This window comes from [Clostridium] clostridioforme AGR2157 (assembly GCF_000424325.1).
Taxonomy (GTDB): Bacteria; Bacillota; Clostridia; order Lachnospirales; family Lachnospiraceae; genus Enterocloster; species Enterocloster clostridioformis_A.
Genome location: NZ_AUJR01000058.1, coordinates 1 through 19,123 on the forward strand (window position 1 = coordinate 1; position 19,123 = coordinate 19,123).

The following is a 19,123-nucleotide window of genomic DNA, read 5'->3' on the forward strand; positions in this document are numbered from 1 at the left end:
ATTTAAAAGACATAGCGGTAGACCTGTCATTGGAATACTTAGCGCCGCAGGAGGGGCAAAACTTGGAGTGGCAGCGAAAAGGAACGAACTTGAGGTTACCGCAATGGGGACAACCATACATGGCGCCACCATAAGAAGGATCCCCGCAGTTAATGACCTTATCAATGTTTTCCATGACGACAGGTCTGGGTTTTATATCGTATTCAATGATTTCGTAATAGTCTCTGAGCATCTTCTGAATCACATTCATGAGATTATTATGGAATAAAATGACGCAAAAAACAAGCCCTAATTCCCCTCATGAATGAGGGGCTAGGGGAGTTGAGGTGCCGAAGGCACTTTCTTGCATACGGGCAGCCAAGGACTTCCTGGACATACTGGATCCGTTCCACTTTTGCAGGGATGATCCGCAGTTCTTCACGGACGACTTTTTTACCGATGACTTCCATCGGGGTATTGCAGTATGGGCAGTTTTGGTTTTGGCGAAATTATCTTTGGCTGGTGGTATAAGTTTTTCTGGAATGCGAGAAAAAGGTATTCAAAAAACAGGGGCATCCAGCATAACAAATTTGGGCTTTGCCACCCGGCAGTTTTCTCATTTTCAGCAGTATTTAGAGGCACCGGGTGGCAGAATACGAGACGTTGGAAAAATTGGGTGCCGCCGAGCCACCCACGCATGACATGTTTGGCCTTTTGGAATTCATATGCAGGTAAGATTTCAGTAAGGAAAACGCAAGGGAATTGAAATTGACAGTCACACCGGCGCTATGGTACAATGGCGCACACCCGGGGGGTTATGGGGGTAAAAACACACACGGAAAGCAATCGTCATAAGACAAATACACCGACCATTCCATGATGGATCTGGTCGGTGTGTTTTCTTTCTGCTGTTACAGGTTGTTGATAAACTTCATGGCCCGGATGCCATCTTTCAAGCCGCAGACATACAGGTAAAACATTTCTCATTGCCACTTCCAGGATTGATGCCTATGACGGGGATTCCGTGACGTTCCATTATCAGCGCCATGAGGATCATAAAACGATCACGGAATGCATCCCCGGCATTGACTTCATCAAACTGATCGTACATATCCCTGACAGGCACTTTAAAATGGTCCGCTACTACGGCATTTATGCAAAACACCATAAAAAGGAAAAAAATCTCCGCAAATGTTTATCCCCTCAGAAGCAGCGTTATCTTTCCAGGCTTCTGGATTGGCGTAATTCAATCCTTCTGGCTTTTGGCTATGATCCGCTCAGATGCCCGGAGTGTGGCACTTCTATGTTGGTTTTAGAAGTTTACCACAAAAAAACTGCACTATTTGAACGCTATCGAAAGGTTATGGGATATGGATAGCTCCATACGCCTTATTCCTTCTCTACCGTCAGATAGTGCAGCCTAAACCAAAAACAAAAAACTTCATAGACAACGTCATGGCGAAGTCACATCTTCGCTCTTTTGCTATGCCATTTTTTATTTCCAGTCTATTATACACCATCTTTGCCGATTTGCGAAGTTTCCTATAAAGCAAAAAAGGGGCGTTGCCCCCTTTTGATACCCCCACAAGAAACGGCGATACACTATCCCTTAACGGTGCGCGTACCGCCGTTTCTTGTTATCAGCCCTCCGGGCTGTATTGCCACAGGCAAGGCAAACATGAGTTGTGGTTTCATATCCTTAACTAAGGGAAAATGCTGAAAGCCACGGTCCAGGTATGGCTTCTGCCGTTACTGGACTGGAGCTGCTCCTTATTTATGTGCTGAGCCGTATTTCCAGGGTGCTTATGAACCGTGAACTGAAAGCAGCCAACGTTGGAGGGACAGACCCAGAAACGCCTGGAGCTGGCCCTGGCCTCGCGGCTTCACGGGGATGAAGTTGCCATATATGTCACCTGGACAGGTCAGTTCAGCAAAGCTATCAAGAGATTTAAATATCCGGCATACGTTATCCACATGATGTATGGAATCAATAGACAGGCGGCTTTTCTGGAGATGAAATAAAAATATTTAATGGTAACAAAGACCAGACACCATAAGGCCACAAGCCATATAAATGAAAATAAAAACCATTTCTGTTTAAAGAAAAATATTGGCCAGAAGAAATTGACAGCCAACTGCCCTGCATAGGCTAAAAGTGCTTTTGCACGCCCCTGTGCTTCGTTGGCAGTGATTACCAGATAGGATGCAATCCCCATAAAGACAAACAGAATGGTCCATACAACAGGAAAAATCCATCCCGGTGGAGAAAAGGGCGGCTTTTTTAGCTGACGAAATATGGACATGCTGCTGCGGGTGATGAATGCTGAGGCAGCACCAACAGCCAGCGGTGTGGCCAGACAGATAACTAATTTGCTATTGCGTTTCACGGATAGTACCCCCTTATTAAATATATTGTATGTAAAAATACATGTAATATACGAAAATGGCGGGACAGACAGTTGGAGAAAACTGATTGATTGTTTACAGTCCATGTATCCGCTGATATAATTATTATGGGGTGAGGTGGCGGATATGGATGGTCATATATGGTTTGTAGGATGGTATGATGGAGGAGACTATCATGAGATAAAAATCACTCAAAAGGAAGTGGATAGTTACGGCACGGCCGGGAGTGATTTGAATTCTATTTTATATTATGTTGGTGGGAAGTATGGTGATGAAGCTTTATACAATATGATATATCTGCAGTCCATTGAACCGTTTGGAACCAATGGCATCTTTCAGATGTGTGTAACGGACCCTATTAAAGTTCATCCTGAATTTCAAAATGGCGGGATATATTTGGTTGACTGTAACAGAACATTGATTTGCAGTAATAGGGATGAATTGTATATAAAAATGTTGAAAGAGAAGGGTGATTGATTAGCCCTGAAAGGTGCTTTCCATGATTAACAGTATACAACATTATATCGAAAAAGAAACCTGTGAAATTGAAAAGACCATGAGGAAATTTGTGGAAGGAACGCTAGATACTGATTCCTATGGGAACAGGGTGGTTCTCAAAAGTAAAAGTATAAAGGCGGACATATAAACCAAAAAAGGGCGGGAGAGCAAGGCTCAACCGTCCTTTTTTGGACTATGGGCGGCTGCTTATGATGACTGTTTTTTCGTTTCCTTGGGCGGACAGCACAGTGACTGATGTGCGGCAATGGTTGTCAGCGTATCGCCTAACTGCATAAAAATGGAACTGATAAGGGCGATTTCTTCCGGGCTCTTGCCTTCTGCAATGCAGCAGGCCAGGGTGGATATGGAAAGAGCGAGTTCGCAGGATTGCAAGACAGATTATCTCCTTGTATTTATTTCTGACCGGGCAGAGGAAATGGAAATTCCGGTATGCCCGTTGCATAGGGAGCGATTTCATATTGCTGATAATATATGACATAATATCCGGGCCGTAAAAAGAAATGATTCGGATTGAAGTTATTTCTCAGAAGATAGGGATAATCTTCAAAGTAAGAGCCGGGAGATACCTTTAACCGTTCTGAGATTTGCAGTTCCATGGTGTTTTGAAGCCGGTTCAGGGTGTCGGGAGTAAGAGGAAAGACATCATCCGGCTGCAGACGCTGGCCGGTATTAAAATCCCATGTGTCCGATGTCCGCTTCAGTTCCTGGTGGGCTCCGCCCATATAAGTGTAAGTATCCATATAAAGACTGGTAATACAGCCGGAATTATAGGTTATTTGATAACGCATATCCAGGGTATAAGGATTAAATGGCGGACGGTTGACAGGGATATATCCGGCGCTTTCAACTGCCTGAGGATAGAGGACGGTACGGCAATACTGTTCCGTATTCCCTGCAAGGTGCATATAATAAGCGTTTATTGTTTGGGCGGCAGCCAAATCACAAGTGGTTGAGAAGGATGGAAACGTGATGTGATAGGTAAATACCGGTATGTCCCCATAAAGCATGGTATCATTTAAAGTTATTTCGGTGATTGTCTGCACATTGTTACCCGGAAAAAGTATTTATAACAGTATATTCATAAAGCGTTCCAACGTGACAGCGTTAAACAGAAAGCAGGTTTAAGCGGGAAAATTGTCTTGTATAAAACAAGGACCATATGGGCAATAAAATCTATAGTGGCATTGCAGGCTGAATTTTGGTATAATATAGAAAGTTTTAGTAAACAGCTTATTATTTACAAAACAATATGAGTTTGGAGACACAATGGAGGTAGAGCGATTGTCTATAAGTTATTATCTTTTCAACCGGAAAAAAAGGGAAGAAATCCAGTCGTTTAACAGGTTCTGGGAAGAAACATTCATCCCCGGATTAAAACAGCAGATAGAGGATTATTGCAGTGAAGTTAATGGAACCTATGTCAACGCGGAGTTTGGAAATGAAATAGTCAAAGAAAACATATCCGGGATTTCAGACGCGCCAGGTAAATCCGAGAGCTATGAAACGGTAATCGGTGTGTCGCACTGGAATGGCAAGCGGAACCTGTTCCAATGGGAGGGGTCCTACGTCGAAGAACACATTATACGGGATGAGGCCAGCCTTGTGGATTTTTTCAACAGCAAGATGAATCAGCAGCAATACAGCATCGTGGATGAATTTGATAAGGAGTATACACTTGATGCGTTCCTGGATACCATAAAATACGGAGGGGATAAATCGCCGTCTTAATTATGTCCTGAATGTGGTTCCATCGTATGCCCTGACTGTAAGGCTGTGTTATACATACAGCATGATATGTTATATAACGATACTGCCGGAAAGTTTATGATTTGCGTGGCTGTCAGTTGTGAAAGACTGGCAGTTTTTTGTTATTGGTAATTTGCAGGAAAGAAATATACTTTTTGGTATATTGGCCAGAGTATTGCATTAAAGGCAGCGGGAATATGCGTTTTTGAAGTGGATTTGCTTCATCAGGAGTATGTTTTCTTCGAGAATGCCGAGGATATATTTGGAATCAGCGGTGAGGTGATTCTGAGAGAGATAGAACCCTATGTTTTGATTGACATTGATAATTTTAAGCTGATAAATGATGCATACGGTCATACGGTTGGCGATGAAATCATCCAATGTGTTGCCCATAACCTGAAAAATACATTTGCAGATTCCTTGATTGGAAGGTTTGGGGGAGATGAATTTACTGTCCTGGTGCAGAATATTTCCCATAGGGACAAATTGCTGGATAAAATCAACAGAATCCTGCGCTGCAGTAAGTCGGGGCTGAATTTTACCAACAGTATCGGGATTGCATTTTTTCCGGAGGATGCAGTGGATTATGATTTGCTTTTTGAGAGAGCGGACCATGCTATGTATCAGGCAAAACAGTACAAGGAGACATACCGTTTTTTTGCGGGGTGTGAGTAGAAAGGTCTGGGGGCCCTGCGATGAGAAGGCAGCTCTGGCCCAGGGATTGCTTATGGGAACCAATGGGGATTTATGGGAAAATGGCAATGGCGGAAAGGGGAGACTGTATTAGAGAGCAGGATTACAAACATCCGATTACAAACGTACAAATCATTCCGTCCATCCATCTGTTGCCAGAACCCCGGTTTTATGATAGAATCCTTATGGGATAAAAATCAAGATATGCACAGCGGCAGGCAGTGCGGAATGGAGAAGACGAATGAAAGCATTTGATTGCGTTAACAGGCAGGAAGTTGAAGTGACTAAGGAAGGTTTGATAGACTTCATGAAAAAGGACCGTCAGATTGATATGAAGTTTGCTGAGAAGAGGACGGATGATATGGGATATCTGACCTGGGATGCAGAGAACTGGACCTGTGTGGATGGACAGAACAAGTTCATGCGCTGCTATTCACTGGAAGGCCGCGTGCTGAGAGATTCCACCACCCACAATATATATGATATGGAAAATGACTTTTTCCCGGAGCAGGCCATGGAGATTCAGATTAACTAATCAGGAAAATGTGTTCATTTACCTAATCATTCATTTATAAAAGACGGCGAAAGCCGTCTTTTTGTTGTACTTACTTATATATACGAAACACAGATATGTTCACTTATACCCTTAAAAAGAGGAGTAGCCAGCGGGCTGTTCCCGCTGGCGGAGTATTATGAAAAAAAGTTATTAGCATTGACCTTTTACAATAGATAGTATATTCAGAAAATGTGAGCAGTCTGTTGCGTAAATGTGAACAGTTTGTAAGCAGTTTGTGACGAAAATCATGCAAAATTCTTACGAGAAAATCAAGGGGGACAGGAGGAGCGGGGATATGGGGCAGAATAAAAAAATTATGTCCATGATGAAGCCGTGACAGTCAGGGCTTTTGTTTCTGGCGGACTTTTTATGATTCAATGGTCTGCTGCCGTATTTCCCGGACCCGGCCGGATTGGATAACAGCTTCAACAACATGATGAACAGCCTGTTTTAATCCCTGGCCGCGGCAGCCATTGCAGCCAGCCTGTACAAATCCAAGATACAGGCAAAGATTGAGGCAAAGATTGTGTAAAAAAAGGGGGCGCTGCCATGAAATCCAAATCCTCATGGCAGCGTCCCTTTATCATATTGAAACTATGATTAGATGGAAGTTGACTGGAGCCAGAAGTTAGAACCGGAGCCAGCCAGTGTGACCGTATAGGTCTGATTCTGGAGGAACGTCATCCAGGTATCTACCAGAGGTGTGCTCAGGTCGTTGCCGCGGTAGACCGTGATGCGGTAGCGCCCGGGAATGACATTGTAGAAACGTGTGAAATTCAAAAAGTTCAGGTTGGAGACAACCGGACGGTTGTTCACGTAAATCTGGATTGGACCCCGGACCGCTGCGTTGTAGAATCTGACCCGTGCAGGCGACACGGGAAGGACGATTCCCGGCAGGATTGTGCCCCAATTCCAGGACCAGTCAGGTCTGGGAGGATTTGGTCTTGGGGGCGTGGGCCTGGGAGGAATGGGCCGTGGCGGCGTAGGTCTTGGCGGCCGTGGCGGCATGGGTCTTGGGGGCCGTGGAGGCATAGGTCCCGGAGGATTGGGCCTTGGAGGCATGGGTCCCGGAGGATTGGGCCTTGGAGGCATGGGTCCCGGAGGATTGGGCCTTGGGGGCATGGGTCTGGGAGGATTGGGCCTTGGAGGCATGGGTCCCGGAGGATTGGGCCTCGGAGGATTGGGTCTGGGAGGTGCCGGCCGGTTGGGAGGCATTGGCTGTCCGGGTCTGTTCGGTATAGGAGGAACAGGCCTGTTCGGCACGGGACGGGCAGACCTTTCCTGCATGTCAATATCATCCTCCTGGCCTGACCAGGTGTCCTGGTCTTCCGGAAGCGGAAGAATGGGGTCATTTAGGTCATTTTCCTGGGAATTAAGCCATTCATCGGATTCGTATGATTCAGAATCATAGTCAGGATAGATAAGGGATGAATCCATATCTTCCTCTTCCATGGACGGATAGTAATTATCGTTATACATAAGTTAACCTTTCATAATATGCTTTGTCATATCTTATGCGTGGAAAAATATTTTGTGCGGAGAGGCAGGCTTTGGGGAATGGCTGCAAAGTGCACAAAATAAGAATTTTCGATGATGAAACTTTGGGCAGACTTTTTTAATAGGGTATGCTATTATAATAAACGTACCCCCCCAATACATTATATAGTTTTTGCTACACCCCATAAGAAACGAAATACCTTCTCCTAAAATGACCAGTTCCCCGACTGGTCATTTTATTTATTGACTTGTGAGGAAATCTGGTCTACTATTAAATGGAATTTCAGATAGGAGAGACTGGCTCATGAATAAGAAAGAAGCAAATGAAATCAAGAAATTGTTTACCCCGGCAGGCTGTGCCATCACCCGAATCTGCGGCTGCTACGTGGACGCGGAGAAGAATAAGAAGACAGAGCTGAAGGAGGCGTTCCTCTCCCTGCAGGAGGAAGAAGCTTTTAAATATTTTACCATATTCAGGAATGCCATTTCCGGGACCATTGGAAAGAACCTGATTAATATGGAGTTTCCATTACATACAGAGGCAGAGGGAGGCACCCAGCATTTTCTCTTAAAGCTCAGGGACAGCCAGCTGAAGGACGACGCTGTTCTGGAGGAGTTCTATGACAAGGTCATTGCCAATTATGACTATGGCGAGAACTATTACATCATTCTCATCCACTGCGCCTATGATATTCCGGCCAAGGCAACGGACGGCACGGAGATGTTCGATGCATCGGACTATGTCTATGAATTCATACAATGCACCATATGCCCTGTTAAGCTTTCGAAGGCAGGATTGTGTTATAATACCCTTACAAACACCATTGAGAACCGCGAACGGGACTGGCTGGTGGAGCCGCCTGTCCAGGGCTTCCTGTTCCCTGCCTTTAACGACAGGAACACGGACATCCACAGCCTGCTGTACTATGCCAAGAATCCGGAGGAACTGCCGGACACATTGATTGACGAGCTTCTGGGCTGCGTGATACCCATGTCTGCCAAAAGCCAGAAGGAGACATTCCAGGCCATTGTGGAGGAGACACTGGGAGATAACTGTGACTTTGAGACAGTAAAGAACATCCATGAGAATCTGAGCGAGCTGGTGGAGGAGACAAAGGATGAGCCCGTACCCCTGACCCTGGACAAGTATCAGGTAAAGAAACTGCTGGAGACAAACGGCGCTCCCCCTGAAAAGCTGGAAGAGCTTGAACGCAGATATGCAGAGGTGGAGGATGGGCCCGGCACCAGCTTTGTGGCTGCCAATGTGGTCAATACCAGAAGCTTTGAAATCAAGACTCCGGATGTGAGCATCAAGGTATCCCCGGACAAGACCTATCTGGTGGAGAACCGGATGATAGAGGGACGGCCCTGCATCGTCATTGCCATCAATGAGCATGTGGAAATCAACGGAATCACGGTACGCCCGATAGCTGCCCCAAGGCAGACAGAGGGGGACGGGACGTCTGAACCGTCTGAATAAAAATTCCTAGAGAAAATTATAAAAACAAGAAGCCGGTCCTTACCGTGTCAGGTGTATGGGCCGGCTTTTACGGTTATAAATATGTCTGGAATCCTCCCGGGAATACTTAGATGCGCTCCGCGTTATCCCGCATGTATTTGAATTCAGCTACGGAGCGGTCAAAGGTCTGGATGTGATAGTAGAGCCAATCCCTGACTTTTTCAGAGACTTTTTCCACAAAGGCGTCAGTGGGGCCCTCCTCCTCGGTCAGCATTTCATGAAGCTCCTGGACCGTCCTTTTCAGTTCCTCATGCTTTTCCTTATGTTCCTTGATGCCTGGATAATTTATGGATTCCTGAAGGGCTTCCTCCTCGTTAAAATGGTATTCGGTGTAGTCGGCCAGGAAATTCAGCATTCTGGCTGCGCCGCTCTGATTGGAGCGCTCCTCACAGCTCTTTAATAAATCATTGATTTTACCAATCAGTTCCCTGTGCTGGGTATCAATCATCTCATTGCCTGTTACCAGGTCATCTGTAAATTCTGCATACATGTTACAATACCTCCTGAATGTTTGATATATATAATTTATCACAGATAATGAGAAAATACTATGACTTTTGCAACAATAGAGATAAATTGTCAGATGAATGGAGCTCCCTGTGGAGGTTGGAAAACCATATCTTCGACTCTCCGAATACACTGGAAATATGGGTGGGTATACATGTAAGAAGTTGTCTGGACAAAAAAGTCAATAGTTGATATAATGACCATGTACGCATGGCATTCATAAGATAATGGGAGGATGAAGATACAGATGAGTCGGACAATTAGTGCAGGTTATGTATATCGTCAATATTCTACCGAAGGTGTTTATATTGCAGATTATAAAAGCTCCAGGGCTGCCCATGAGGCAACTGGGGTCTCCATCGGCTCCATTGCGCGGGCTGCCCATGGTGAACGCAGGACCGGAGGCGGTTATGTCTGGAGAAAGGTACTGGCGGATTCACCGAAGGATAGTATTGAAATAGATTTAATCAGCAAAATAGGAAACCATGATAAGCGTCCTCTGGTCCAGAAGAATCTGGACGGAGAAATCGTTGGGGAATTCCTCTCCATTGCCCATGCCAGCCGGAGTCTTAAAATCAGTCGCAAAAGCCTGTCATGTGCGCTCAGCGGGGCTCAGAAGACAGCAGGAGGCTATATATGGGAAGAGAAGATGGAGGATGATAATCAGGTTCAGGAACAGTAGGGCTTTAGACCGCTGTTTTTATAGAAGAAATTGACACAGGAAACGGGATAAAAAAGCAGTCCGGGTATTTGGGCTGTTTTTTGTTTTTGCTGGCATTACCCCGGTATGCCCGGAAAGTCTATAAATAAAAGAAAAAAACGCAGAAAATTGATTATATTTGCAAGGTATTTCTGGAAATTTGCATGAGTTTATAGTACAATAATGAATAAGAGGAGCTGCATCCCTAAGACAGAGGAGGAGTCTGTAGTATCATCCAGGGAATTCATGGGTGGATAAGATGAGGATGAGGCGTATGATGAACAGGACAGCCATTATTAAATAATTAAGAAACAACCATGTTGTTTTATTTAAGAAAGGGGACTTTGTATGGGGAAAAAACGGAATATCATCGTGGGACAGTCGGGAGGACCTACCTCAGTCATTAATTCCAGTCTGGCAGGGGTCTATAAGACAGCAAAGGAGAGGGGATTCCACAAAGTATACGGCATGCTCCACGGCATTGAGGGACTGCTGGATGAGATGTATGTGGATTTGTCCACCCAGATTCATTCTGACATGGACATCGAGCTCTTAAAGAGGACTCCCTCAGCATTTCTGGGCTCCTGCCGGTATAAGCTGCCGGACATTCATGAGAACCCGGCCTTTTATGAGAAGATATTCAACATACTGGATAAGCTGGACATCGAGGTCTTTATCTATATCGGCGGCAACGATTCCATGGATACCATTAAGAAGCTGTCCGATTATGCCATTGTCAAGGGACATGGCCAGAAGTTCCTGGGCGTTCCCAAAACCATTGACAATGACCTGGCACTTACGGACCATACGCCTGGTTTCGGAAGCGCGGCAAAGTACATAGCCACCTCCACCAAGGAAGTGATCCGGGATGCCATGGGCTTATCCTACCGCCGCAAGACCATCACCATCATGGAGTGCATGGGAAGGAACGCCGGATGGCTGACCGGCTCCACGGCCCTGGCCAAGACAGAGGACTGCTGCGGACCGGATTTGATTTATCTGCCGGAGATACCCTTTGACATTGAGAAATTCCTTAAGAAATGCGGGGATCTGATTCAGAAGAAGCCGTCCATTGTCATTGCGGTGTCTGAGGGAATCAGGGTGCCGGACGGGCGGTATGTGTGCCAGCTGTCAGGAGGAAGCGATTATGTAGATGCCTTTGGCCATAAGCAGCTGGCCGGGACAGCGGATTATCTGGCCGGTTTCCTGGCCGGTGAACTGGGGTGCAAGACCAGGTCCGTGGAGCTGTCCACCCTGCAGAGGAGTGCTTCCCATGTGGCCTCAAGGGTGGATATCAACGAGGCATACATGGTAGGCGGCGCAGCTGTCAAGGCAGCGGATGAAGGTGATACGGGCAAGATGGTTGTCATTGACCGGGTTTCCGACGACCCTTATATGAGCGCGGCCGGCATATATGACGTACACAAGATTGCCAATAATGAGAAGACCGTGCCCAGGAGCTGGGTCAACAAGGACGGAAGCTATGTGACTCAGGAATTTGTCAATTATGTGGAGCCTTTAATCCAGGGAGACTACCAGCCATTCATGGTAAACGGCCTTCCCCAGCACCTTGTTCTTAAGCGGTAAAGGAACAGAGGGGGCTTATAATTTCTATGAAAATATTAAAAAATGCATAAAAAATGCCTTCTGCAACGGAAAAGAATCAGGGCGGTTTCCCAGTTTTCTGGGAACCGCCCTGAAGTTTTGATAAAGGAATCCGGAAGAAAAGGTAAAAAATAACATTTTTGCACAATGAATTTTTGTATTTTTTTTAGGACAAGGCATGAAAGAAAATTTGACAATTGAATATAATAGTGATATATATATTTCAACCACTTTCAATTGTTATCTGTTGGACGGTCCCTTCCTGTACCTGACAGGACAGGATGTCACAAAAAAGGAGTTTTGACTATGAAAGAAAAGAAAATCATGTTACCGACAATGGCTGAGGCAAAGAGGTTCGTTGATGAGGCTACAAAGTGTGACTTTGATATTGATGTATTCTATAACCGAGTAACGATTGATGCAAAGTCCATTCTTGGTGTGCTGAGCCTGGACCTGACCAGGGTTCTGACCGTTCAGTTTAACGGTGAGAACGAGGAATTTGAGGAATATCTGGATTCTATTTCACCGGAAGCCAATGCAAGCGCTGCCTGATAAGGGCGCGATTGGGGGGGAGGATTGCGAACACCTGTTTGCAATCCTCCCCTTTTTATGTTATGATACCCTATATTATATATGGAATGGATAGGGGAGGAAGAAAGAGTTGGGGAATCATTCACAGCCCCAGATACGCATTTCGGTGCGGAATCTGGTGGAGTTTGTAATGAGAAGCGGGGATCTGGACAACCGGAGAACGGCAGGGGCCAAGAAGGAGGCCATGCAGGCCGGCAGCAGGCTGCACCGGAAGATTCAGAAACGTATGGGAGCATCCTACCGTTCCGAGGTGATGTTACGGCATCAGGTACAGGAGGACATGTTCGATATCCTGGTGGAGGGAAGGGCGGACGGAATTATTACCGAGCCTGCCGGAGTCACCATTGATGAGATTAAATGTATCTATATGGACGTATCCAGGCTGGAAGAACCGGATCCGGTCCATCTGGCCCAAGCCCTGTGTTATGGCTGGTTTTACAGCACCCAGAATGAACTGGAAACCATCGGCATCCAGATTACCTACTGTAATATTGAGACAGAGGAAATCCGCCGGTTTAAGGAGGCCAGGAGCTTTGAGGAGCTGAAATCATGGTTTGAGGGGCTGATTCATGAGTATGTCAAATGGGCCAGATATCTGTATCACCACGGGCTCCGCCGCCAGGAGTGCTTAAAGGAACTGCCCTTTCCTTATCCCTACAGGGAAGGACAGAAGGAACTGGCTGGAAACGTGTACCGATCCATTGCCAGAAAGCGCAACCTGTTTATCCAGGCGCCTACCGGTGTGGGAAAGACCCTGTCCACCATCTACCCCAGTCTGAAGGCCATGGGTGAGGGGCATGGCGAAAAGCTGTTTTACCTGACCGCCAAGACCATTACCAGGAGCGTGGCGGAGGAAGCATTCTCCATTTTAAGGCGGGAGGGGCATCTTTATTTTAATACAGTCACCATCACAGCCAAGGAAAAGCTCTGCGTCATGGAAAAGCCGGACTGCAATCCCCAGGCATGTCCCAGGGCCAAGGGCCATTACGACCGGGTCAATGACGCTGTCTACGAAATCATCCAGGAGGTGGACGGCATCACCAGGGACAAGGTGCTGGAGTATGCCCGGAGATATCAGGTATGTCCCTTTGAATTCTGTCTGGATATCACCAACTGGGTGGACGGCATCATATGCGATTACAATTATGTCTTTGACCCCAATGTGAGGCTGAAACGGTATTTTGACCAGGGGGAGCCGGGCCAGGGCTACCTGTTCCTGGTGGATGAGGCCCACAACCTGGTGCCCAGGGCCAGGGAGATGTACAGCGCCAGCCTCATTAAGGAGGATGTGCTTCTGACAAAACGTATTTTAAAGACACAGTCCGGTGCGGGAAAGGTCATTGCCCAGCTGGATAAGTGCAACCAGAGGTTCCTGGAATTAAAGCGTTCCTACGGCGGGGATGAGGGCGGGCGCAGAACCGTTCTGGGGAGCACCTACGAGCTGCTGCCGGATGTGAATGTTCTGGCCCTGAACCTGATGACCATGTTTGGGGAGCTGGAGACCTTTATGAATGAGAATATAGAGTTTCCGGACAGGGACCTGGTGCTGGAGTTCTACTTTGCGGTCCGGGATTTCCTGTATGTGTATGACAGGCTGGATGAACACTACAGGATATATGACCAGATTCTCCCGGACGGCAGCTTCATGGTAAAGCTTCTGTGCATCAACCCGGCCGTGAACCTGAAGGAGTGCCTGGACAAGGGTGTCAGCACCCTGTTTTTCTCGGCCACCCTTCTTCCCATCCAGTACTATAAGGAACTTTTAAGCGGTAACCAGGAGGAATACGCTGTCTATGCAAAGTCCCCCTTTCCTGAGGAAAACCGCATGGTGCTGGCTGCCAGTGATGTCAGCAGCCGTTACAGCCGCAGGGGGCCTTCCGAGTATGAGAAGATAGTGGACTATATATGCCGTGTTGTGGAGGGAAAAAAGGGAAATTATATGGTATTTTGTCCCTCTTACCAGTATCTCCATGCCATAGAGGATATTCTGGCTGCCAGGGAGGCGTCAGGGGCCCTTTCTTTTATCTGGAATGCCCAGACAAACCATATGACAGAGGAGGACAGGGAGGCATTTCTGCAAAGCTTTGAGGAGGAACGGGATTGTTCCATGGCAGCGCTGTGCGTCATGGGAGGGATATTCTCAGAGGGAATCGACTTAAAAGAAGAGCGCCTCATCGGCGCTGTAATCATTGGAACCGGACTGCCCCAGGTGAACACGGAGCAGGAGATTCTAAAGGAATATTTTGATGAACATGGGGAACATGGCTTTGACTACGCATACCAGTATCCGGGAATGAACAAGGTGATGCAGGCAGCTGGCCGGGTCATCAGGACCATCCATGACAGGGGAATCATCGCCCTGTTAGACGACCGGTTCCTTCGCCCGGAATACGTGGCCCTGTTCCCAAGGGAATGGGGGACCTACACCGTGGTGAACCGGTATAACGTGGAACAGGCAGTGAGGGCGTTCTGGGACGGGGCGGTATAGCAGTCGGCCTGAGCGGTATCCCTGCAGGCCATGGCAGTGCGGCTGCATCCTATAACATATCCATGAACTGTCTGGCTGCCTGGGAGACGGGAAGGCTTTCATTGTAGGCCACCATCATCTGGCGGGAGGGAAGCTGTTCCTTTAAATCCAGGATGAACAGGTCCTCATCATTTTTAGGGATACAGAAGTCAGGGACAAAAGCAATCCCCAGGCCGATGCGGGCCAGGTCGATGAGCAGGTCGTTGCTGGACAATTCGATTTCCGGCACCAGGTCCAGCTGGCTTTTCTGGAATACCTGATGAAGGAACTCGCTGGTGGTGCTCTTGCGGTCCAGCATCATGATGGGATACCGCAGCAGCTCCTCCAGGGACAGCTTGGACCCTTGCAGGGGAAAGGCGCTGCGGCTGGCCACGAACACATCGTGAAATTCGTTGATAAACCTGGTATTCATGCTGCCCGCCAGGGCGGAATTGGGATAGTTTGCAACGATAAAGTCAGCCTGTCCGTTTTCCAGGAACTTTGCACATTCAATGGAAGTCTGGTTGATGACCTTGATATGGATGTTTGGGAATTCCTTGTGGAAGCGGTTCAGATAGGAGACCAGGTAGTAGCGGCAGATGGTGTCGCTGGCTCCGATGCGCAGCTGTCCGCCGTTTAGGGTATGGGCTTCCAACAGCTGGTTCTCACCTTTTTTAATGAGATTCATGGCTGGTTCAATATGTTTTAAAAGAATCTCCCCTTCCGGGGTGAGCTGTACTTTCTTAGTGCTCCGGATGAATAGGGGCTGGTTAAGCTTTTTCTCCAGGACTTTAATGGACTGGCTTACGGCAGACTGGGAGATAAAGAGCTGCTTGGAAGCCTCGGAAAAGCTCAGCGTTACCGCCACATGATAAAATACCTTATAAAGTTCATAGTTAATATCCATTATTAAGTCCTCCTTATAAACTAAGCTTATCTTATCACGATTGCCGGGGCTTTGTAAAGAGGGAAACTTGACTTATGGTTTGCTATGGATTATCCTATTAAGGATTATGAATGGAACATGAAATTCTGGAAAATTGAAAGGATAGAGGCATTATGGAACACGATTTTTTTGATATGTATCTGGAAGAGATGAGAGACATTACACCGCTTGACAGGGATGAAAAGGCTTCTGTCCTTGAGGGAACAGCCAGGGGCGACGCAGGGGCCCGCAGCCGCCTGGTGGAGGGATGCCTGAGGGAGGTGCTGGAGATGGTTAGGGAATACGGGGACAGCGAGCTACCCTTATCCGATTTGGTCCAGGAGGCCAATACGGCCCTGATGCTGGCCGCCATAGAGTACGATGGCAGCGAACCCTGGAATGAACTCATGACCCGCCGCGTGAAGGAAAGTGTGGAACTGGCCCTGGAGGAGCAGAGGACAGAGAACCAGATTGAGGAGACCATGGCAGCCAGGGTCAATGTGCTCCAGACCGTGTCACAGGTTCTGGCAAAGGAGTTAGGCAGGGAGGCGACCCTGGAGGAGCTTTCCGCTAAAATGAAGATGACTGAGGATGAGGTGAAGGACATCATGAAGCTGGCCCTGGATGCTCTGACCGTCAATGGGGAAGGCCAGGCAGCGGCTCCCGGACAGGATGAGGAAGAACGCCCCAATCCTGTGAGGAATGGCTGGAATCTGGAGGAAGGCCTGTAGGATGCAGGACGGCAGGAGGTAAAAACAGATGAAACTCTATATCATACGCCATGGACAGACCGACTGGAACGTACAGGGAAGGATACAGGGCAGGCAGGATATCCCGTTAAACGCAGCCGGCCGCAGCCAGGCTGAGATGCTGGCAAAGGGAATGGAAAAACGGCCTGTGACCGCCATTTACTCCAGCCCACAGATACGGGCCATGGAGACGGCAGAGACCCTTGCCAGGGCCCAGGGAGTGGAGGTTATACCCGTGCCGGAGCTGATGGAGATCGGATACGGCGACTGGGAGGGACGGACTGCATCGGATATATTGACAAAGGAACGAAAGCTGTACGAAGAATGGTGGCAGCATCCGGCTACGGTGGCGCCTCCAGGCGGGGAGACGCTGAACCAGGTGGATGCCAGGTGCAAAAAAGCCTGGGAGCGGATAAAGGGGGAGATGAAAGGGGACACGGCTGTGGTGGCCCACGGGGGAACGCTGGCCCATTTTATTGTCCATCTCCTGGAAGGACAGCCGGATGCGGCGGAAATCGTGGTGGGAAATGCCAGCATCACCACCATAGAATATGACCCGGTTACCGGACAGTGCAGTCTGGCGGGGTTAAATGACTGCAGCCATTTAATGTGAAAATATTGACATGATTTTTAGGGGAACAATTCCCAAAACACTTGCGTTCCATGGGGGAATATATTAAAATAAGAGCAGCTTTGTAAGTGCTTACAATCGGCATGCTCCATGGCATACAGGGACTTCTGCAGGAGCGGTATGTGGATTTGGAGGAAGATGAGGGAGTGAAGCTGGCGGACGGCCGGTATGTGTGCGAGCTGACAGACGCGTAACGGATATTTACGATGTACATAAGGTGGCCAATGTGGAGAAAAGGTTCCCAGAGAGTGGATCAATGAGGCGGGCTGCCCCGGCATTTGTATTATACGGATGTGGAGAAGAAGTAAAGATTCAGGCTTTTGACACAATTAATACCTTACTGTGATGGTAAATTTTACATTCCCTTCTTATACTTAATTTGTCGGCAAGTGAATCAGACAAATTAAATACAGGAAGGGATTTTTTATGAAAAAGAAAAAAGTGATTTCATGTATCTTGGCTGCTGCCCTGGCAGCAGGCGGACAGCAAGTGTGGGCAGCCACCACCCATTACAATGACTCCAGCGCAACCGGCGGCTCTGCGGAGTGGAATGCCTATGTGGAGGGGTGGAACAGTCTGGCAAATGATTATACCCATGTATCTATAACACCGGGAGCAGCGGATTCCCAGCTGAACTTCGCGTGGTACACCGAGGGCGCTGCCGCCACGCCGGTGGTTTACTTTGGAACTGACGCCGGAAACCTGAAGCCTTTTACCGGAAGCTCAGGCAGCGTGGATACAGAACTGACAGGGGGCAAGGCTTATTCCTTTAATTATGTGACGGTTACCGGCCTGGAGGAGAATACCACCTACTATTATTCTGTAAATAAAAACGGGGTGATTACCCAGCCTGAAATGTACCGGACCGGAAGCTTTGAAAATGTAAACATCCTCTATGTAGGGGATCCTCAGATTGGCGCCTCCAAGGGGCAGCCCCAGGGTGAAGGGAAGCTGGCAGCGGATTCGGGAGCAGCCAACACGGCGGCCCGCAATGACGGATTTGCCTGGGACCGCACCCTGGACATTGCCATTGCGCAGCACCCTGATTTGAATTTCGTTATTTCCGCAGGAGATCAGGTGAACAAGACAGGAAAACCAAAAGAGGAGGAGTACGCAGCATATCTCTCTGCTAGTGCTCTTAAGAACCTGTCTGTGGCAACCACCATCGGCAATCACGATTCCCTGAATCCGGATTATGCCTACCATTTTAACAATCCCAACCCAACGGGACTGGGAGCTACCCAGGCAGGAGGAGACTACTATTATACCTATGGTTCCGGCCTCTTTATCGTATTAAATACCAACAATTACAATGTAGCCGAACATGAGCAGAGCATTAAAAAGGCAGTTGAGAATTTCCCGGATGCAGTGTGGCGCGTGGTAACAATTCATCAGGACATATACGGCTCCGGTCTGGACCATTCCGACACAGACGGCATGATTCTGCGCACACAGCTCACGCCTGTGTTTGACAGGTATGACATTGATGTTGTGCTTCAGGGGCATGACCATACATACAGCCGTTCCAAGATTCTGTATGGTGACGGACAGACCCACAATGCCTATGAATTCAGGCTAAACGAGGCCGGGGACGATTACGACTGGGACAATGCTTACAACACGGGAAGCGGAGAAAAGATTCCTTTATATCCCGGAGCAGAGGATGCTGCCGGAACAGCTGCCCTGAAACAGTTTACAGGCGACAATCACTGTTACACAATCGAGAGCTCAGGCGGGAACTCTGTAACCAATCCCAAAGGAACCCTTTACATGACAGCCAACTCAGCCTCAGGCTCCAAGTACTATGAGCTTATCAGTTCCCAGCAGGATTATATAGCCAACAGAAGCCAGAACTGGCTGCCCAGCTATTCTGTTATCAATATGACTCCAAGTGATTTTAAGATTACCACCTATCAGATTACAGACGATGGAAAGGTTGAGACAATCGACAACACATTTACAATCCATAAGACGGTATCAGGAAGATAGGAAAA

The 19,123-nt window shown here is 47.7% G+C and carries 21 protein-coding genes and 2 pseudogenes; 15 read left to right on the forward strand and 8 right to left on the reverse strand.

The window, feature by feature from the left end:
* Positions 1–250: transposase zinc-binding domain-containing protein (locus tag G614_RS34630; RefSeq protein ID WP_207637856.1), on the reverse strand; the 250-nt coding region annotated here is incomplete at its 3' end.
* A gap of 7 nt (positions 251–257) precedes the next feature.
* Positions 258–449: an IS66 family transposase zinc-finger binding domain-containing protein gene (locus G614_RS34635; RefSeq protein ID WP_080664568.1), complete on the reverse strand. Its 192-nt coding sequence runs from the start codon at positions 447–449 to the stop codon at positions 258–260.
* A gap of 512 nt (positions 450–961) precedes the next feature.
* Here G614_RS34635 and G614_RS34640 point away from each other — a divergent pair.
* Positions 962–1,357: pseudogene (locus G614_RS34640) on the forward strand (transposase); the annotation flags it as partial.
* 544 nt (positions 1,358–1,901) lie between these two features.
* Here the strand turns inward: G614_RS34640 and G614_RS0119820 are convergent.
* Complete coding sequence (locus tag G614_RS0119820) at positions 1,902–2,366, reverse strand: TspO/MBR family protein (RefSeq protein WP_027643345.1); 465 nt, start codon at positions 2,364–2,366, stop codon at positions 1,902–1,904.
* A gap of 145 nt (positions 2,367–2,511) precedes the next feature.
* Here G614_RS0119820 and G614_RS0119825 point away from each other — a divergent pair, with 145 nt between their 5' ends.
* Entirely contained in the window at positions 2,512–2,862 is a 351-nt protein-coding gene (locus G614_RS0119825) for a hypothetical protein (RefSeq protein WP_027643346.1), read from the forward strand.
* A 228-nt stretch (positions 2,863–3,090) separates the two neighbouring features.
* On the opposite strand, the gene G614_RS0119835 is transcribed toward G614_RS0119825, so the two are convergent.
* Positions 3,091–3,276, reverse strand: a complete 186-nt coding sequence (locus tag G614_RS0119835) for a DUF6774 domain-containing protein (RefSeq protein WP_027643347.1) — start codon at positions 3,274–3,276, stop codon at positions 3,091–3,093.
* Between the two features lie 6 nt (positions 3,277–3,282).
* A pseudogene (locus G614_RS0119840) lies at positions 3,283–3,947 on the reverse strand (DUF3298 and DUF4163 domain-containing protein).
* 238 nt (positions 3,948–4,185) lie between these two features.
* Here G614_RS0119840 and G614_RS0119845 point away from each other — a divergent pair.
* The 3 genes from G614_RS0119845 to G614_RS0119860 all read left to right on the forward strand — a co-directional run bounded on the left by G614_RS0119845 (position 4,186) and on the right by G614_RS0119860 (position 5,878).
* Positions 4,186–4,632, forward strand: coding sequence for a hypothetical protein (locus G614_RS0119845; protein WP_027643349.1), 447 nt, complete (start codon positions 4,186–4,188; stop codon positions 4,630–4,632).
* A 228-nt stretch (positions 4,633–4,860) separates the two neighbouring features.
* A complete protein-coding gene (locus G614_RS0119850) occupies positions 4,861–5,325 on the forward strand; it encodes a GGDEF domain-containing protein (RefSeq protein WP_027643350.1) in 465 nt (154 codons plus the stop codon).
* 259 nt (positions 5,326–5,584) lie between these two features.
* Positions 5,585–5,878, forward strand: coding sequence for a hypothetical protein (locus tag G614_RS0119860; RefSeq protein ID WP_027643351.1), 294 nt, complete (start codon positions 5,585–5,587; stop codon positions 5,876–5,878).
* Between the two features lie 621 nt (positions 5,879–6,499).
* On the opposite strand, the gene G614_RS32995 is transcribed toward G614_RS0119860, so the two are convergent.
* Positions 6,500–6,775, reverse strand: a complete 276-nt coding sequence (locus G614_RS32995) for a DUF4397 domain-containing protein (RefSeq protein WP_242828150.1) — start codon at positions 6,773–6,775, stop codon at positions 6,500–6,502.
* Between the two features lie 25 nt (positions 6,776–6,800).
* On the opposite strand from G614_RS32995, the gene G614_RS33000 reads away from it, so the two are divergent.
* Entirely contained in the window at positions 6,801–7,310 is a 510-nt protein-coding gene (locus tag G614_RS33000) for a hypothetical protein (protein WP_242828151.1), read from the forward strand.
* 390 nt (positions 7,311–7,700) lie between these two features.
* Positions 7,701–8,876 (forward strand): DUF4317 domain-containing protein, encoded by a 1,176-nt coding sequence (locus G614_RS0119875; protein WP_027643353.1) that lies wholly within the window; start codon positions 7,701–7,703, stop codon positions 8,874–8,876.
* 106 nt (positions 8,877–8,982) lie between these two features.
* Here the strand turns inward: G614_RS0119875 and G614_RS0119880 are convergent, their stop codons facing one another.
* Positions 8,983–9,405 carry a bacteriohemerythrin gene (locus G614_RS0119880; RefSeq protein WP_027643354.1) on the reverse strand — a complete coding sequence of 141 codons (423 nt, stop codon included), beginning with the start codon at positions 9,403–9,405 and terminating at the stop codon, positions 8,983–8,985.
* 264 nt (positions 9,406–9,669) lie between these two features.
* Here G614_RS0119880 and G614_RS0119885 point away from each other — a divergent pair, with 264 nt between their 5' ends.
* The 4 genes from G614_RS0119885 (at position 9,670) to G614_RS0119905 (ending at position 14,806) form a co-directional block, all read left to right on the forward strand.
* Positions 9,670–10,104, forward strand: a complete 435-nt coding sequence (locus tag G614_RS0119885) for an NUMOD1 domain-containing DNA-binding protein (RefSeq protein ID WP_027643355.1) — start codon at positions 9,670–9,672, stop codon at positions 10,102–10,104.
* Positions 10,105–10,470: 366 nt separating this feature from the next.
* The gene (locus G614_RS0119890; protein ID WP_027643356.1) at positions 10,471–11,709 is read left to right on the forward strand and encodes a 6-phosphofructokinase; all 1,239 of its coding nucleotides are present in this window, start codon (positions 10,471–10,473) and stop codon (positions 11,707–11,709) included.
* 324 nt (positions 11,710–12,033) lie between these two features.
* The gene (locus G614_RS0119900; protein ID WP_027643357.1) at positions 12,034–12,279 is read left to right on the forward strand and encodes an HPr family phosphocarrier protein; all 246 of its coding nucleotides are present in this window, start codon (positions 12,034–12,036) and stop codon (positions 12,277–12,279) included.
* Positions 12,280–12,388: 109 nt separating this feature from the next.
* Complete coding sequence (locus G614_RS0119905; protein ID WP_027643358.1) at positions 12,389–14,806, forward strand: ATP-dependent DNA helicase; 2,418 nt, start codon at positions 12,389–12,391, stop codon at positions 14,804–14,806.
* 49 nt (positions 14,807–14,855) lie between these two features.
* Here the strand turns inward: G614_RS0119905 and G614_RS0119910 are convergent, their stop codons facing one another.
* Entirely contained in the window at positions 14,856–15,731 is an 876-nt protein-coding gene (locus G614_RS0119910) for a LysR family transcriptional regulator (protein WP_027643359.1), read from the reverse strand.
* Between the two features lie 152 nt (positions 15,732–15,883).
* Here G614_RS0119910 and G614_RS0119915 point away from each other — a divergent pair, with 152 nt between their 5' ends.
* The 4 genes from G614_RS0119915 (at position 15,884) to G614_RS0119935 (ending at position 19,118) form a co-directional block, all read left to right on the forward strand.
* Complete coding sequence (locus tag G614_RS0119915) at positions 15,884–16,480, forward strand: sigma-70 domain-containing protein (protein WP_027643360.1); 597 nt, start codon at positions 15,884–15,886, stop codon at positions 16,478–16,480.
* A 28-nt stretch (positions 16,481–16,508) separates the two neighbouring features.
* Positions 16,509–17,111 (forward strand): histidine phosphatase family protein, encoded by a 603-nt coding sequence (locus tag G614_RS0119920; RefSeq protein ID WP_027643361.1) that lies wholly within the window; start codon positions 16,509–16,511, stop codon positions 17,109–17,111.
* 86 nt (positions 17,112–17,197) lie between these two features.
* Positions 17,198–17,323, forward strand: coding sequence for a hypothetical protein (locus tag G614_RS33415; RefSeq protein ID WP_278246007.1), 126 nt, complete (start codon positions 17,198–17,200; stop codon positions 17,321–17,323).
* Between the two features lie 232 nt (positions 17,324–17,555).
* Entirely contained in the window at positions 17,556–19,118 is a 1,563-nt protein-coding gene (locus G614_RS0119935; RefSeq protein ID WP_027643362.1) for a purple acid phosphatase family protein, read from the forward strand.
* Positions 19,119–19,123: the final 5 nt, after the last annotated feature.